At 41.8% G+C, this 14,069-nt stretch carries 12 protein-coding genes and 1 pseudogene; 9 read left to right on the top strand and 4 right to left on the bottom strand.

Annotated elements, in window-relative coordinates:
* Positions 1-10: 10 nt before the first annotated feature.
* From VW41_14630 to VW41_14595, 8 genes and pseudogenes are all read left to right on the top strand, one after another.
* A pseudogene (locus tag VW41_14630) lies at positions 11-730 on the top strand (hypothetical protein).
* A 91-nt stretch (positions 731-821) separates the two neighbouring features.
* Positions 822-1,568 carry a hypothetical protein gene (locus VW41_14625; GenBank protein AJZ90162.1) on the top strand — a complete coding sequence of 249 codons (747 nt, stop codon included), beginning with the start codon at positions 822-824 and terminating at the stop codon, positions 1,566-1,568.
* 3 nt (positions 1,569-1,571) lie between these two features.
* Positions 1,572-3,473 (top strand): hypothetical protein, encoded by a 1,902-nt coding sequence (locus VW41_14620; protein AJZ90161.1) that lies wholly within the window; start codon positions 1,572-1,574, stop codon positions 3,471-3,473.
* On the top strand, positions 3,470-4,030 hold the full coding sequence (locus VW41_14615) for a hypothetical protein (protein ID AJZ90160.1): 561 nt from the start codon (positions 3,470-3,472) through the stop codon (positions 4,028-4,030). The genes VW41_14620 and VW41_14615 overlap by 4 nt, the downstream gene beginning before the upstream one ends.
* Positions 4,020-4,424: a hypothetical protein gene (locus VW41_14610; GenBank protein ID AJZ90159.1), complete on the top strand. Its 405-nt coding sequence runs from the start codon at positions 4,020-4,022 to the stop codon at positions 4,422-4,424. Before VW41_14615 ends, VW41_14610 begins: the two co-directional genes overlap by 11 nt.
* The gene (locus VW41_14605; protein AJZ90158.1) at positions 4,424-6,253 is read left to right on the top strand and encodes a hypothetical protein; all 1,830 of its coding nucleotides are present in this window, start codon (positions 4,424-4,426) and stop codon (positions 6,251-6,253) included. Before VW41_14610 ends, VW41_14605 begins: the two co-directional genes overlap by 1 nt.
* An 11-nt stretch (positions 6,254-6,264) precedes the next feature.
* Positions 6,265-7,152, top strand: a complete 888-nt coding sequence (locus tag VW41_14600; protein AJZ90157.1) for a hypothetical protein — start codon at positions 6,265-6,267, stop codon at positions 7,150-7,152.
* Positions 7,142-8,293, top strand: coding sequence for a hypothetical protein (locus tag VW41_14595; protein ID AJZ91990.1), 1,152 nt, complete (start codon positions 7,142-7,144; stop codon positions 8,291-8,293). The genes VW41_14600 and VW41_14595 overlap by 11 nt, the downstream gene beginning before the upstream one ends.
* Before the next feature lie 41 nt (positions 8,294-8,334).
* On the opposite strand, the gene VW41_14590 is transcribed toward VW41_14595, so the two are convergent.
* Positions 8,335-10,260: a hypothetical protein gene (locus VW41_14590; GenBank protein ID AJZ90156.1), complete on the bottom strand. Its 1,926-nt coding sequence runs from the start codon at positions 10,258-10,260 to the stop codon at positions 8,335-8,337.
* A 235-nt stretch (positions 10,261-10,495) separates the two neighbouring features.
* Here VW41_14590 and VW41_14585 point away from each other — a divergent pair, with 235 nt between their 5' ends.
* Positions 10,496-11,905 carry a 6-phosphogluconate dehydrogenase gene (locus tag VW41_14585; GenBank protein ID AJZ90155.1) on the top strand — a complete coding sequence of 470 codons (1,410 nt, stop codon included), beginning with the start codon at positions 10,496-10,498 and terminating at the stop codon, positions 11,903-11,905.
* A gap of 61 nt (positions 11,906-11,966) precedes the next feature.
* Here the strand turns inward: VW41_14585 and VW41_14580 are convergent, their stop codons facing one another.
* From VW41_14580 to VW41_14570, 3 genes are read right to left on the bottom strand one after another with little or no spacing between them, the layout of a single operon-like run.
* Positions 11,967-12,578 (bottom strand): phosphoribosyl-ATP pyrophosphatase, encoded by a 612-nt coding sequence (locus VW41_14580; protein ID AJZ90154.1) that lies wholly within the window; start codon positions 12,576-12,578, stop codon positions 11,967-11,969.
* Positions 12,572-13,348: an imidazole glycerol phosphate synthase gene (locus VW41_14575; protein AJZ90153.1), complete on the bottom strand. Its 777-nt coding sequence runs from the start codon at positions 13,346-13,348 to the stop codon at positions 12,572-12,574. Before VW41_14575 ends, VW41_14580 begins: the two co-directional genes overlap by 7 nt.
* On the bottom strand, positions 13,330-14,067 hold the full coding sequence (locus VW41_14570) for a 1-(5-phosphoribosyl)-5-[(5-phosphoribosylamino)methylideneamino] imidazole-4-carboxamide isomerase (GenBank protein ID AJZ90152.1): 738 nt from the start codon (positions 14,065-14,067) through the stop codon (positions 13,330-13,332). The genes VW41_14575 and VW41_14570 overlap by 19 nt, the downstream gene beginning before the upstream one ends.
* Positions 14,068-14,069 lie beyond the last annotated feature (2 nt).

The raw sequence follows: 14,069 nt of genomic DNA, 5'->3' as shown, positions 1-14,069 counted from the left end.
GGACACTAGAATGAATCTCAACAATAAAATAATTCTTTTTATCCCCTGCTATAATTGTCAGGAGCAAATTGGAAGGGTCCTGAAGAGTTTAAAAGAAAACAATAATTATGAAAAATTTCATGAAATCTTGGTAATTGATAATAGAAGTACAGATCATACTGTGGCTAAAGCGATCGAAAGCGTTCAGTCCCTGGAATTACACAATGTTTCTGTTTTCACAAACAGTCGTAATGTAGGGCTCGGAGGCACACACAAGATAGCTTTCCGACATGCGCAACATGTGAAAGCAACGCATATTGCAGTTTTACATGGTGATGATCAGGGAAATATTGATGATTTGATTGCCATAATTAATGGTCAATACATAAATGACTATGACTGCTGTTTGGGAAGTCGGTTCAGTCATGATTCACGTCTTAAGGGTTATGCAAAGTTTAGAATCTTTGGGAATTATATTTTTAACTTGATCTATACCCTCTGCTCATTCCATATGGTCAAAGATCTTGGTGCGGGATTGAATATTTAAAAGGTCTCAGCAATATCAGATAAAACAATAGAACAGTTTTCTAATGATCTAACTTTCAACTGTTTTATGTTATTGTATTCTATAAGTAAAAAACAAAAAATTAAATATTTCTCTGTTGAATGGCGAGAAGACGATCAAATATCAAATGTGAAATTATTCTCCCAAGCCACTCGAACTCTAAAAATTGCTCTGAATTATCTTTTTAAAGGTATTAGTGGCCTTGTGGCAATTGGCAATAACAATATCAATTTTGATAATGTTTATTTGGAAGAAAAATTCAAATGGAACAACAAAAATGATTAATTTAGTAATTCCAATGGCTGGGAGAGGGAGTCGTTTTTCCAGGCAAGGGTATACGTTACCTAAACCTTTAGTGGAATTGAATGGCAAACCATTTTTCTGGTGGGCTATAGAGTCAGTAAAAAGAGCGACTGAAGTCAGCGAAATAATCTGTGTTGTCTTAAAAGAACATGTCGTAGAACATAATATTGTTACGCAAATAAGCCATTTTTTCCCCGAAGCAAAGTTTGTGATTTTAGATGATGTAACAGATGGTGCACTCGATACTGCAATGTGTGGTTTACAGCTCATTGATAATGACCTGCCTGTTATCTTTAATGATTGTGACCAAGCTTTTGAAATTAAAAACTTAGGGCATTACATAAAGGATATGGTGCCTAATTCCGATGTGATGGCATATTTATGTAATTTTGAGTCCGATTCGCCGGCGTATTCATATGCTCTTTATAAAAATGAGATATTAATTAAAACTGCCGAAAAAAAGGTTATCAGTAATTTTGCGATCTCTGGAGCATATATTTTTGCAAATAAAAATGTGCTCATTGAGAATTATCAGCTGTACAAAAGATCATGTAATTATAATGAACTTTTTATTAGTGGGATTTATAATATTCTTTGCGACAAAGGGTGCATTGTTAAAGGCATTTTGTTAGATGCTCATCTATCCTTTGGAACGCCTGAAGAATTAAAAGAAGCCGAAAATAAAAAAATATTTGATACGTGGCTCTACAAAAAGGACTAAATAATGATGGCTGTTTCTTATTTCCTTGGTGCCGTATTTTTTCTGATCTTAGGGCATTCTATTCGTGTTAAGCGTTGGAATAATCTATTGCCTGGTCGGGATGACTCTACACGTAGTATACAATTTACATCACTTTCGTTGGGATATGTAGTTAACTTTTTTGTACCATTCCGTCTTGGTGAGGTTGTTAGAGCTGGCGTTTTTTCATACTTGGGTAAACAAAGCTTTGCTCTTTCATTTGCATCTGTAATATTCGAGCGCGTTTTTGACCTCTTGGTTTGGGGCGCAATATTGATTTGGTTTATTTCGAGTGAGAATCCGGAATATAACATTTCCGAATCACTATTTATAATCGTCGGTGTTGTTTTATTTTTTGTACTATGTTCTCTAATCGGTACCAATAAAAGTATAAAAAAGGTGCTTAATAGTATTACAGGTATCTTTAATGATGAAATATCATATTCTTTACGTCATTTTTTCTGGTGCCTCAATGAAGTTTACATTTGTTTTAGGAAGAATTTAAACTGTTATATTATAAACAGTGCTCTGATGTGGGTTTCTTATTTGATTAGTTATAACTTGATAGCTAAATCTACAGGAGCTTCACCGGAAATACTTATTTATTCCTTGTTTGATTCTCCACTTAACTCTACATTTAAATTATTACAAAACACCTTTTCCTCTGAGATGTTTGCAAGCATGACACTGTTTTTCCTTAGCCCAGTGTTATTCATTTTTGCTTACTATTTGATTAAGAACAAATACAGCTTTGAGCCTGTGAAAGTTCTTCGTTGGTTTGAGTTTAATAACGATACTTTACCAAATAAACGAGATTTATTCTCTACTGAAGAACAATATAAGCTTTTCTTAGCCCGTAATTTTAGAAATGATGTTGATCTTATCTCTGAATTTTACAAGAGAGGGATGGGTAACGATGTCATATTGTATCGTATTTTCCATGGTGGTTCTGATGCCTTGACTGCGCTGATCTCTTCGGATAACAGCATGTATGTTCGGAAATTTGCCTCAGATTTAGGTACTAAAAAATTACAAGAACAAAAAAAATGGCTATGTAAATATTCAAGTGAATTAGTATTAGCTAGTGTTGTCAGAGATCATGAGTTGAATGGCAATTATATTTATGACATGCCATACAGTCATACCTCTATCGACTTTTATGAGTTTATACATTCTGCATCCCTGGATGCGTCATGGGCGCATCTTGTCGATGTGCTCAATTCAGTTAAAAACTTCCATGCGCGAATGAGTACAGGTGTTGCAGAGGATTCGATGATTGAGAGTTATCTTTCTACAAAGATGGTTGATAACTTTAATAAGATTAAAACATTGTCTCCTATTTTCTCTGATACAGCTCAAGTTGTTATTAATGGTAAAAAAATAGATCTGGATGAGATTTCTAACTGGATAAATGATCCCTCTAGAACTCAGGATTTTAAATTTAAAGAAGTATCTATAATACATGGTGACCTTACAATTGAGAATATCATTATTGATAAAAACCATGAGAATGGCTGGTTTATTATCGATCCTAATGTAGGTAATTTCTTTGAATCTCCGCTACTTGATTACGCAAAACTTATGCAGTCACTGCATTTGGGGTATGAATCACTAAATCGCTCGATCAATTGCCATTTTGAAAATGGCGAAATAAAAGTCAGTATTTTTAGATCATCGCAGTACGCGGCCATTTATGAGAAATACAAACAATGGATTATTAATGAATTTGGACAGGATTTCCTAAAAGAAGTATTACTGCACGAAATTATCCATTACACACGACTGGTTCCTTACAAATTCAGAAAAGACAAAGCGACGGGAAATGCATTTACTGCCTGCATGTTGCTCATCATTAATGAGTATCTTGAACTAGAGAATAAGCAATGATCGAAGCGATCTTAAGTGACATGGATGGGACATTGATTGACACCGAAGTTGCTAATGCTTCTGCATATTGTGAAGCAATCAGTCAATATGGTGTAAAGATAGCCATTGATGATTTTTATAAGCTTTATAACGGAATGTCCTGGAAAGTTTTTTTGCCTATAATATTGCCGAACGCTAGTCACGGAGAGCATAAAGCGATAGCAGAACTCAAAAAAAATCTGTACTCGACATTTTTCTCTAAAACAAAAATTTATCCGGGCGTATTGGATTTTCTTACTCACTCGAAACAATTTACGCCTGTAGGGTTAGTTACAACTGCATCCAGGCAAGCCGTTCAAGAGCTACTTCATTATCATAATCTTGATAAATTTTTTGATGTTGTGATCAGTGGGGATGATGTTAAAAATGCCAAACCACATGCTGAACCTTATCTCATTGCTGCCAATGCATTAGGCGTTAATATTAGAAACTGCATTGTTCTGGAAGATTCACAAGTGGGCATTGATTCTGCTACATCCGCAAAGGCTAATGTTTTTATCGTAAAGCATGAAAAGTAAATCCTTCAATTTTATTATTATTTCTGGCTGTGGGTGGTTAATTGACCTGGGTACTATAACCCTTCTTGTTAATTTCAACATAGAACCACTTATTGCTAATCTGTGCAGTGCTTCCCTGGCTGTCACTTTTGTTTATTGGATTTCGAGGGTGGTTGTATTCGATAAGCGAATTGATCGAAAAGCAGTACACGGTTATGCAGCATACTATGGCTATAGTTTAATAGTTATTGCTTTATTTTCCATGCTCATACAGTGCTTAACTCATCTGTTGTATACAAACGCAAGTGATCTAATCACCTTCACTGCATCGGCATTTATCGTCAAGATAATTGTTACCCCATTTAATCTTTATGTGAATTTTGTAGTTTCAAAATATATTGTTGGAAAAACATAATGTCTACAGCAATAAGAATACTCAGAACATATCAAAAACCTTTATTACTTCTGATATCATTGGTTGTGTTGTTTATTCTCTTTTCATTAAGGAATCTCGATCCTATTCTTTATCCAACGGTTTATGCAGAAGATGGGCCGTGGACAGCAAAAGTGATTGACTCCGGTTTATGGAACGCAGCATTCCACACTCGAGTGTTTCCAATCCTCGGGTTTGTTCTTTTTTATAAAAGTGCATTGATATTATTGGATGTTTTTTTCCATGGTAACCTTTTTTATCTCCCGCTAGTCTATTTCTTTTTGTCCAACCTTTTTTTCTCTATTTGTGTGATAAGTACTTATTTCGCATTTAGAAATGCAGTATCTACTAACTCTCTTATTTGCTTATTGCTGATTATCATTTTGATGCCCGTTGGGGGAGATGGGAATGAAATTTACGGTCGTATTCTTAATCTAGGTTTCATTTTTCCTGTATTACAAGCTGTGCTTTTAAGCGCAGTGCTACTCAACAAACAGTCTGTCCCATTGGCATTTATTGCACTATTGTTATCCTTGGTATCTTGTCTGACACTACCTGTTGGCGTAGGTTTTCAGCTGATTTTCGTAGTCATAACCACTTATTTGGGTTATAAAAACAAGTCAAAATATTTTTATTCTCTTGCAGCAATCAGTTTTTTAATTATTCTCTTTAGTTTATTAATGATCTCTGGCAGTGCAATGCATGACAGTGGTGGTGCCGATTTCCCAGTTAAGGGATCTGCATTCATTGAGTTTTCTCTCGCTCGCGTATTGCTCTATCCTCTGCTGTTTAGCATCTACACATCCTTAAATGACATAACGGTTGTTTGTGTTTTTGTGTGTGTAGTTGCAGTTATTATTTTTGGAATAAAAAGATTTTATCAAAATGGTAAAATTATAATTAACCAAAAGCTTTTTGCTGTTGTTTTCATTTACGCCTCGTTTGGTATCTATTATCTTTCATTAATCGTCATGCGTCGGGGCTTAAGTGCTTTGTTTGGAGAGTACACAACAACTTTCCCTGACCGGTACTTCCTTGGTGTAAACATACTTTTTGCAATTGCACTAATATTTCTGCTTGATAGAACAATCTTCTCCAGACTTATTAATTTTCTTCTGGTAGTTCCTATGTTGTTCTCTGTCAGTTCTATCTTTGAATTAGGTCATCCAGCGACAAAAGTTTCGAATTCGTCTTTATGGACGGAAGAATATTGTAATAACATACTGTCTAATTCAGAGCACACTGGTGGCTTGTTCATCAATATTCCACCCGAGAATTGGCATGTTTATTCTGCAAAATATCATGTCAACGAACAGCAGCGGCAGAACATTCAGCAGAGATGTGAAAAGTCCAGTTTGTATGACTTCGCTCTTTTGCAACGGTTCCAACAACCAATTCTTGTTCAACGTAATGCTACTCAGAATATGGCAACACTACCTTCCATGAGTATAGCGGAAGCCCACAGCGTGGACATTAATCCAGTTCAGGGGGGTTTTGGCATAAAAGTCACAGGCGATGACCCGTATATTGTACTTATTTCATCCGAAGAACTTCGCAGATCTTCACATTTCATGTTTCATTTTTCTATTCAAACAGCAACTCCTGCGGTACTACAAGCTTACTATCTATTGAAAGGAACAGACGGTTATTCAGAGGAAAATAGCATACACTTCCGTATTGAGGCAGGGCAAAACTTGCTCTATCTAACTCCAAATATGGATGTCTCAAAGGACAGGATTAGAATAGACCTACCTGATGGAAGCCGAGACGAATTTATCTTCTCGGGTTTGCTACGCGATTTAGTTAACTAAGTTTACCAGCTATGATTTCTGCCATTATTGTTACATATTATCCTAGCCAGGAGAGTTTATCAGCCCTGCTTATGGCACTGTCCAGCCAGGTTGATAATGTCTTTGTCATTGATAACACACCAGTTGAATCTGTTATTTCATCACCGGTATTGCTTACGAATGTGATTTTCCATCCCCTTGGTCGAAATGTTGGCATTGCACAGGCACAAAACATTGGAATCAGCATGGCGAAAAGTCATGGTGCCAAAGATGTTATCCTTTTTGATCAGGACTCAATTCCATCGCATCAATTAGTTGAGGCCCTGTATGCAGCTCGGGATTGCGCTGTCAAAGACGGAGTCAATGTGGCGGCAGTGGGACCTGTTCATTTCGATCTTGATTCAGGATTACCATCGCGTTTTGTTTCAGCTCAGAGATTCACGGTGAAGCTAGTTAGTCCAGATTTTAAATCTTCCTATTTTATGACGGATTTTATTATTGCTTCGGGCTCTTTGATAGACCTGAATGTGTTGGATAAAGTCGGGACTATGGAGGACAAACTTTTTATCGATTGTGTAGATATTGAATGGGGGTATCGCGCGCAGGCAAAAGGACTGGTTTGCATTGTGGCCCAAAATGCTAAAATGGATCATAAGATCGGTGATAAGCCACTGATTTTATTCGGCCGACAAATTACCACTCATTCGCCCATAAGACACTATTATTTTTTCCGCAACGTGATGTTGTTACTTAGAAGAAGTTATATGCCTAGCGGTTGGAAAATAAATGTTACGTTAAAATCAGTTGTTCAAGCAGTTATCTTTACGTTGTTCCTTGCACCAAGGCACTTGCATTTTAAATACATTAGCAAAGGATTTATCGATGGAATCCTGGGACGTACAGGCCCCTATGAAAGATAAAGTGTTATTATATGTTGTTAATGCGGATTGGTACTTCAAATTGCACTGGCTCAATCGCGCCACTGCTAATATTGCTAATGGTTATAAAGTCGTCCTTATTTCCTGCTTCGATACTCCAGGCGTGAGTGATGAATTAGAAAGTCATGGCATTGAATGTCACAACATAAAAATCTCACGCAGTGGAATCAATCCTTTTTTTGAGTTAGTTACTCTTTATTCTCTCTTAAAACTTGCCCGTAAAATTAATCCAGATATTATTCATTCAATTACGGTGAAGCCTAATATTTATTCTGGCATTATTGGTCGCATCATCCGCCGTCCCGTGGTGAAAAGTGTTACAGGGCTAGGTGTTATTTTTTCAAACCAATCCTTTTTCTTTAAAAGCATTCGTCCTGTAGTAACCAGTTTATATAAAGCAGCTGGTTCATCTCGGCATGGGGCATTTGTTTTCGAAAACAACCATGACTTAATGTTTTTTAAAGAAAACAACATCACTGATTCCCAAAGTCTTTATTTTGTAGAAGGCGCTGGTGTCGATCCTAAGCGTTTTTTTAGACAATATAAAGCTTTTAAAAATGATAAGAAAAATATTCTATTTGCTGCAAGGTTATTAAAGGATAAAGGATTAGATACCCTGCTCAATGCATTAGATGAGCTATATATAGAACGTAATGATTTCGTTCTGAATATTGCAGGGATCTATGATACTGGTGCACGTAATGCGTACACACCTGATGAAATAGAAGAAATTAAAAAAAGAGAGTATGTTCGTTGGTTAGGTCACCGAACTGATATGGAAAATGTATTAGGAGATTCGGACCTGGTTGTATTACCTACCCGCTATGGCGAGGGAATACCGCGGATTTTGATTGAAGCTGCTTTCTGCGGTGTACCCGTGGTGACCACTAATATCCAGGGCTGTAATGAGTTTGTGGAAAACAACGTTAATGGTTATCTCATAAAACCGGGTGACTACGCTGAGTTAAAAAGTACGATTGCTCATGTTTTTGATAACTGCGATGAAGCATTACTTTTTGCAGAAAGGCTTTATGACAAAGTTCACCTCGATTACTCTGATCAGGCAATTATAAATAAGTTTTCAAATATCTATGATAAGCTACATCATGAAATAGATTTTTAATAAAAAGGCGAACTAATACTAAATATTAGTTCGCCTACCTCTTAATTAAAGGCTTGTGGGTTATTTATCACGAGTTCCTTACCAATATATCTTGAGCCATTAATATTTAAATGGTGCATGTCACGATACATTAATTTCCCATCTTTTATCATGCTACATCCTACCCCGTCACACAGATATTTCCTTTCTGACAGTAACGTAACATTTTCATTTTTTTCTGCTACCCTCTCAAGTGCGGATATGTAGCTATTTTTTTCCTTATCTGACTCTGATTGTGAGATGGTACAAGTACGCTCACCAATAGATAACCAACGTCGCCCCTTACATTTATCAGGCGTAAATGGGAAATCGGGGACATCATCGGTCAAGATAACTTTTTTTCCAGCGGATGTGAAAATTCTTGCTGTTTTTGCTATTTGCTCCTCTAGCGAAGAACCTTGAGGAACTTCACCGACGCGCCCATGCCAGTACATTGTGAGTACCACCGTTTTTATGTGCTTGTTTTTTAATATGGCTTCATAGAGACGTGTGAATTTATTATTTCCTGGGAAAGGTGAGCCATCTTCAATATAAAAAGCAATATTCTTGTTCGGAAGGCTTTCCGCCATCCCAATAAATAGATGCTCTGCATGGCTATCGCCCAGTAAAACGATATCGATATCATTACCTTCTTTTGATTGCATACAGCGTATGTAGTTACCCCACCTTAAGGCTGTAGCTGCGATATCAGACGGTGTGCATATTACGTATTTTGTCGCAATGAATTTGTGGAACTGGTCGTGGCCAATATCGCCAGGATAACCTTGTAGCTCCGCATTCTGGCGTTGTGGAAACCCATTGTTGAGATAGACAATTGCCCCTGATGATCCGGTCACCAAAAGAACGGATGCAAGGCCTACAACGCTGCGCCACGAATATGTTTTATTTCTGAAAGGTTTTTCAATGAAATAATACGTTAGTAACGAAAGAATAAAAGTAGCAGCAATTAAAATGAATTTTAAACTGATGGATGGTTCGCTCCCGCTTAGAATCCATGCATATGAAAGTAATGGCCAGTGCCAGAGGTACAGAGGATAGCTAATTAATCCTATAAAAACCATCATCCGTGAAGAGAGAAGCTTTTTAGATATTCTATTCTCTGGATGAGCAAAAATTAGCATGCATGTAGCGGCAGTCGGTATTAGTGCGTAAAATCCAGGAAAGTTTTTCTCTTGATCTATAAAAAATAGCCCTAAAGCCAGGAGAGTCAGGCTTGCTAATACTATGATCTCATCAAAAATATTTTTTTGTCTTATATATCCGACTTGGTTGTGTAGCCATGCAAGCATTGCACCTGCTAATAGCTCCCATGCTCGAGAATCTGGAGAATAGTAGGCAGCAGAAGGGTGCCCGCTTTTCAAGTACCAAAGATCAATTAAAAAAGAGACACTTCCAGCAAGTAAAAGCGTTACGCCGAGGCTCTTGTTATATTTTATGCATAAATAGATGATAAGCGGCCAGATTAAATAGAACTGCTCCTCAATCCCTAGACTCCATAGATGAAGCAGGGGTTTTGCAATACTAGCATTGTCAAAATAATTTGCTTCAGAAAGCAATGTTAAGTTTTGAACGAATATAGTGCTAGCAGCTACGTGTTTTCCTAGCTGCCTGTATTCGTCTGATAATAATGCGAACCATCCAAAAGCCAGGCATGAAATTAGAGTAATTGACAATGCAGGGAAAATTCTTTTTATTCTACGAGCGTAAAAATCAAGTATGCTTAATGATTGTTTTTTATTTTTGTATAATATAATCGATGTGATCAGATAGCCTGATATGACAAAAAATACATCGACGCCGATGAATCCACCGGGAATAATTTGCGGGAAGAAATGATAAAGTAGAACTGAACTAACTGCGATAGCGCGTATACCGTCAATATCAGAACGGTAACGTATTGTGTCATCTGATGAGTTGTGCAAAGACATGTATTTAGCTTTAAAGTTATAATGTAGTCAAGATGCTACTATAGCAAAAAAACATTCTCAATTTTTTGAAGTCCCGTTTATCACTACATTTTGTAAGCATCTTTCTTTGCTAACTCTTTGTGCTTTCTCTACATCACACTCTCGTTCATTCTGTTTTTTTAGGCTAACATACTGTTCACTTACAACCCGCTGGGGCCTTTGCCAGCTGGGTAACCACACCTGACAGGAGTATGTAATGTCCAAACAGCAGATCGGCGTTGTTGGTATGGCCGTGATGGGGCGCAACCTGGCGCTGAACATCGAAAGCCGTGGCTATACCGTTTCCGTATTCAACCGCTCCCGTGAGAAGACTGAAGAAGTCGTCGCAGAGAACCCAGGCAAGAAGCTGGTTCCATACTACACCGTAAAAGAGTTTGTTGAGTCTCTCGAAACACCACGTCGTATCCTGTTAATGGTGCAAGCGGGCGCGGGCACTGATGCTGCTATCGACTCCCTGAAGCCTTATCTCGATAAAGGCGACATCATCATCGATGGCGGTAACACCTTCTTCCAGGACACCATTCGTCGTAATCGCGACCTGTCGGCTGAAGGCTTCAATTTCATCGGGACCGGTGTTTCCGGCGGTGAAGAGGGCGCATTGAAAGGCCCATCCATCATGCCTGGCGGTCAGAAAGACGCTTACGAGCTGGTTGCTCCAATCCTGACCAAAATTGCCGCAGTTGCTGAAGACGGTGAACCTTGCGTGACGTACATTGGGCCAGACGGTGCCGGTCACTACGTGAAAATGGTGCACAACGGGATCGAATACGGCGATATGCAGCTGATTGCGGAAGCTTATTCCCTGCTGAAGCACGGTCTGAATCTGTCTAACGAAGAGCTGGCTGAAACCTTCACCGAGTGGAACAAAGGCGAGCTGAGCAGCTACCTGATCGACATCACCAAAGATATCTTCACCAAAAAAGATGAAGAGGGCAAATACCTGGTTGACGTCATTCTGGACGAAGCCGCCAACAAAGGTACCGGCAAATGGACCAGCCAGAGCTCCCTGGATCTCGGTGAGCCGCTGTCCCTGATCACTGAATCCGTATTCGCACGCTATATCTCTTCTCTGAAAGAGCAGCGTGTAGCGGCGTCTAAAGTGTTAAGTGGCCCGCAGGCTAAACCGTTCTCCGGTGACAAAGCCGAGTTCAGCGAGAAAGTTCGTCGCGCGCTGTACCTGGGTAAAATCGTTTCTTATGCTCAGGGCTTCTCCCAGCTGCGTGCCGCATCTGAAGAGAACAACTGGGATCTGAACTACGGCGAAATCGCGAAAATTTTCCGTGCGGGTTGCATCATTCGTGCCCAGTTCCTGCAGAAAATCACTGATGCCTATGCTGAGACCCCGGCTATCGCAAACCTGCTGCTGGCGCCTTACTTCAAGAAAATTGCCGACGGTTACCAGCAGGCTCTGCGCGATGTGATTTCTTACGCGGTGCAGAACGGTATCCCAACCCCAACCTTCTCTGCGGCGATTGCCTACTACGACAGCTACCGTGCAGCCGTGCTGCCGGCTAACCTGATCCAGGCTCAGCGTGACTACTTCGGGGCGCATACCTATAAGCGTACCGATAAAGAAGGTGTGTTCCACACCGAGTGGCTTGACTGATAGCCAGCCCACAGTAAACAAAAGGCCGCATTAGCGGCCTTTTTTGCATCAGTTCCCGGGCTTATTTATGCCGGGCCCGTAAATTCTCAATCACCGTGCTTAAGTCCAGATCCTGATCCTGCAGCAGTACCAGCAGGTGATACATCAGGTCAGAGGCTTCGTTGGTCAGCTCGTGACGATCGTTCACGGTTGCCGCCAGCGCGGTTTCCACGCCTTCTTCACCCACTTTCTGCGCAATACGCTTGGTGCCGCTGGCGTACAGTTTGGCGGTGTAGGAGCTTGCCGGATCGGCGGTTTTACGTGAGGCCAGCAGTTGCTCAAGCTCAAACAGGAAATGCCAGTCGTGGTGCGCTTCGCCGAAGCAGCTCGAGGTGCCGAGGTGGCAGGTCGGGCCGATGGGGTTTACCAGCACCAGTAGCGTGTCGTTATCGCAGTCTGGGGCAATACGCACTACGTTCAGGAAATGGCCTGACGTTTCCCCTTTAGTCCACAGGCGCTGTTTGGTGCGCGAGAAGAAGGTCACTTTGCCGCTTTCCAGCGTTTTAGCCAACGCGTCCTGGTTCATATAGCCGAGCATCAGGACTTCGCCAGACACCGCGTGCTGAACGATGACCGGCATCAGGCCATCGGTTTTTTCCCAGTCCAGCTGGGCTAGCTGTTGTTCTGTTAACACACTCGAATCTCCACGCCTTGCTGAACCAGAAATGCTTTCAGTTCACCAATATTGATAATTTGCTTATGGAACACGGAAGCCGCCAGGGCGCCGTCCACGTCCGCATCGCGAAAGGCCTCGTGGAAGTGTTCCATGGTGCCCGCACCGCCGGAGGCGATAAGCGGCACGCGGCAGACTTCACGCACTTTCTTCAGCTGGGCCAGGTCGTAGCCGTTACGAACGCCATCCTGGTTCATCATATTCAGGACAATTTCCCCGGCGCCGCGCTTCTGCACTTCCTGCACCCAGTCCAGGGTTTCCCACTTTGTGACGCGGGTGCGGCTTTCATCGCCGGTGTACTGATTTACGTGGTATTTGCCGGTTTCAGCATCAAACCAGGTGTCAATGCCGACCACGATGCACTGCACGCCAAAGCGATCCGCCAGACGCGTGATAAGCTCAGGCTCGGCCAGGGCAGGGGAGTTAATGGAAATTTTATCCGCCCCGAACGACAGGATCTGCGCGGCATCCTCAACGGATTTAATCCCGCCCGCCACGCAGAAAGGAATATCGATCACTTCCGCAACGCGGGTCACCCAGCTTTTATCCACCACGCGGCCATCGCTCGAGGCGGTGATATCGTAAAACACCAGTTCGTCAGCGCCTTCCTGGGCGTAGCGTTGGGCCAGCGGCACGATGTCGCCGATGATTTCGTGATTGCGGAACTGCACGCCTTTCACCACCTGGCCGTCACGCACGTCCAGGCAAGGGATTATCCGTTTTGCCAGCATGAAATCGCCTCCTTCACGTTAAATTTACCTTCCAGAAGCGCACGTCCAACAATCACGCCCTTCACGCCGCTGCCGCGCAGGGCGGCAATATCATCCAGCCCGCCAATGCCGCCGGAAGCCTGAAATGCTACCTGCGGGAAGCGCGCACACACTTCCTGATACAGTTCCACGTTTGAACCTGCCAGCGTGCCGTCGCGGGAAATGTCGGTGCACAGTACATGTTTCAGGCCAAACGGCAGGAACTGCTCCACAAGCTGTTCCAGAGTGGTGCCGGAGGTTTCCTGCCAGCCGCTGACGGCCACCTGCTTGTTTCCCTCGGCATCAATGCGCACGTCCAGCGCCAGCACCAAAGCATCGGCACCAAAACGTTTAAACCAGCCCTTTACCAGCTCAGGGGATTTCACCGCGGTAGAGCCGACAACAACGCGAGCTGCACCCGCGTCCAGCAGGGCTTCAACATCTTGCTCTGTACGCACGCCGCCGCCAACCTGAACCGGCACGCTCACGCCTGCCAGCAGCTTTTGCAGCAGAGGAATTTGCCGGGCAGCCGGATCTTTGGCCCCGGTCAGGTCCACGAGGTGCAGCACTTCTGCGCCCTGAGCCTGGTAATCCTGTAAACGCGGGAGCGGATCGCTGCCATAGTCACGCTGCTGGCCATAATCTCCCTGATGGAGACGTACCACTTTGCCGTCAATTAAATCAAGAGCCGGAATGATCATCG

The organism is Klebsiella michiganensis (assembly GCA_000963575.1).
Lineage (GTDB): Bacteria > Pseudomonadota > Gammaproteobacteria > Enterobacterales > Enterobacteriaceae > Cedecea > Cedecea michiganensis_A.
Note: the sequence above shows the minus strand (reverse complement) of the source record. Positions and strands in the feature narration are given on the sequence as shown.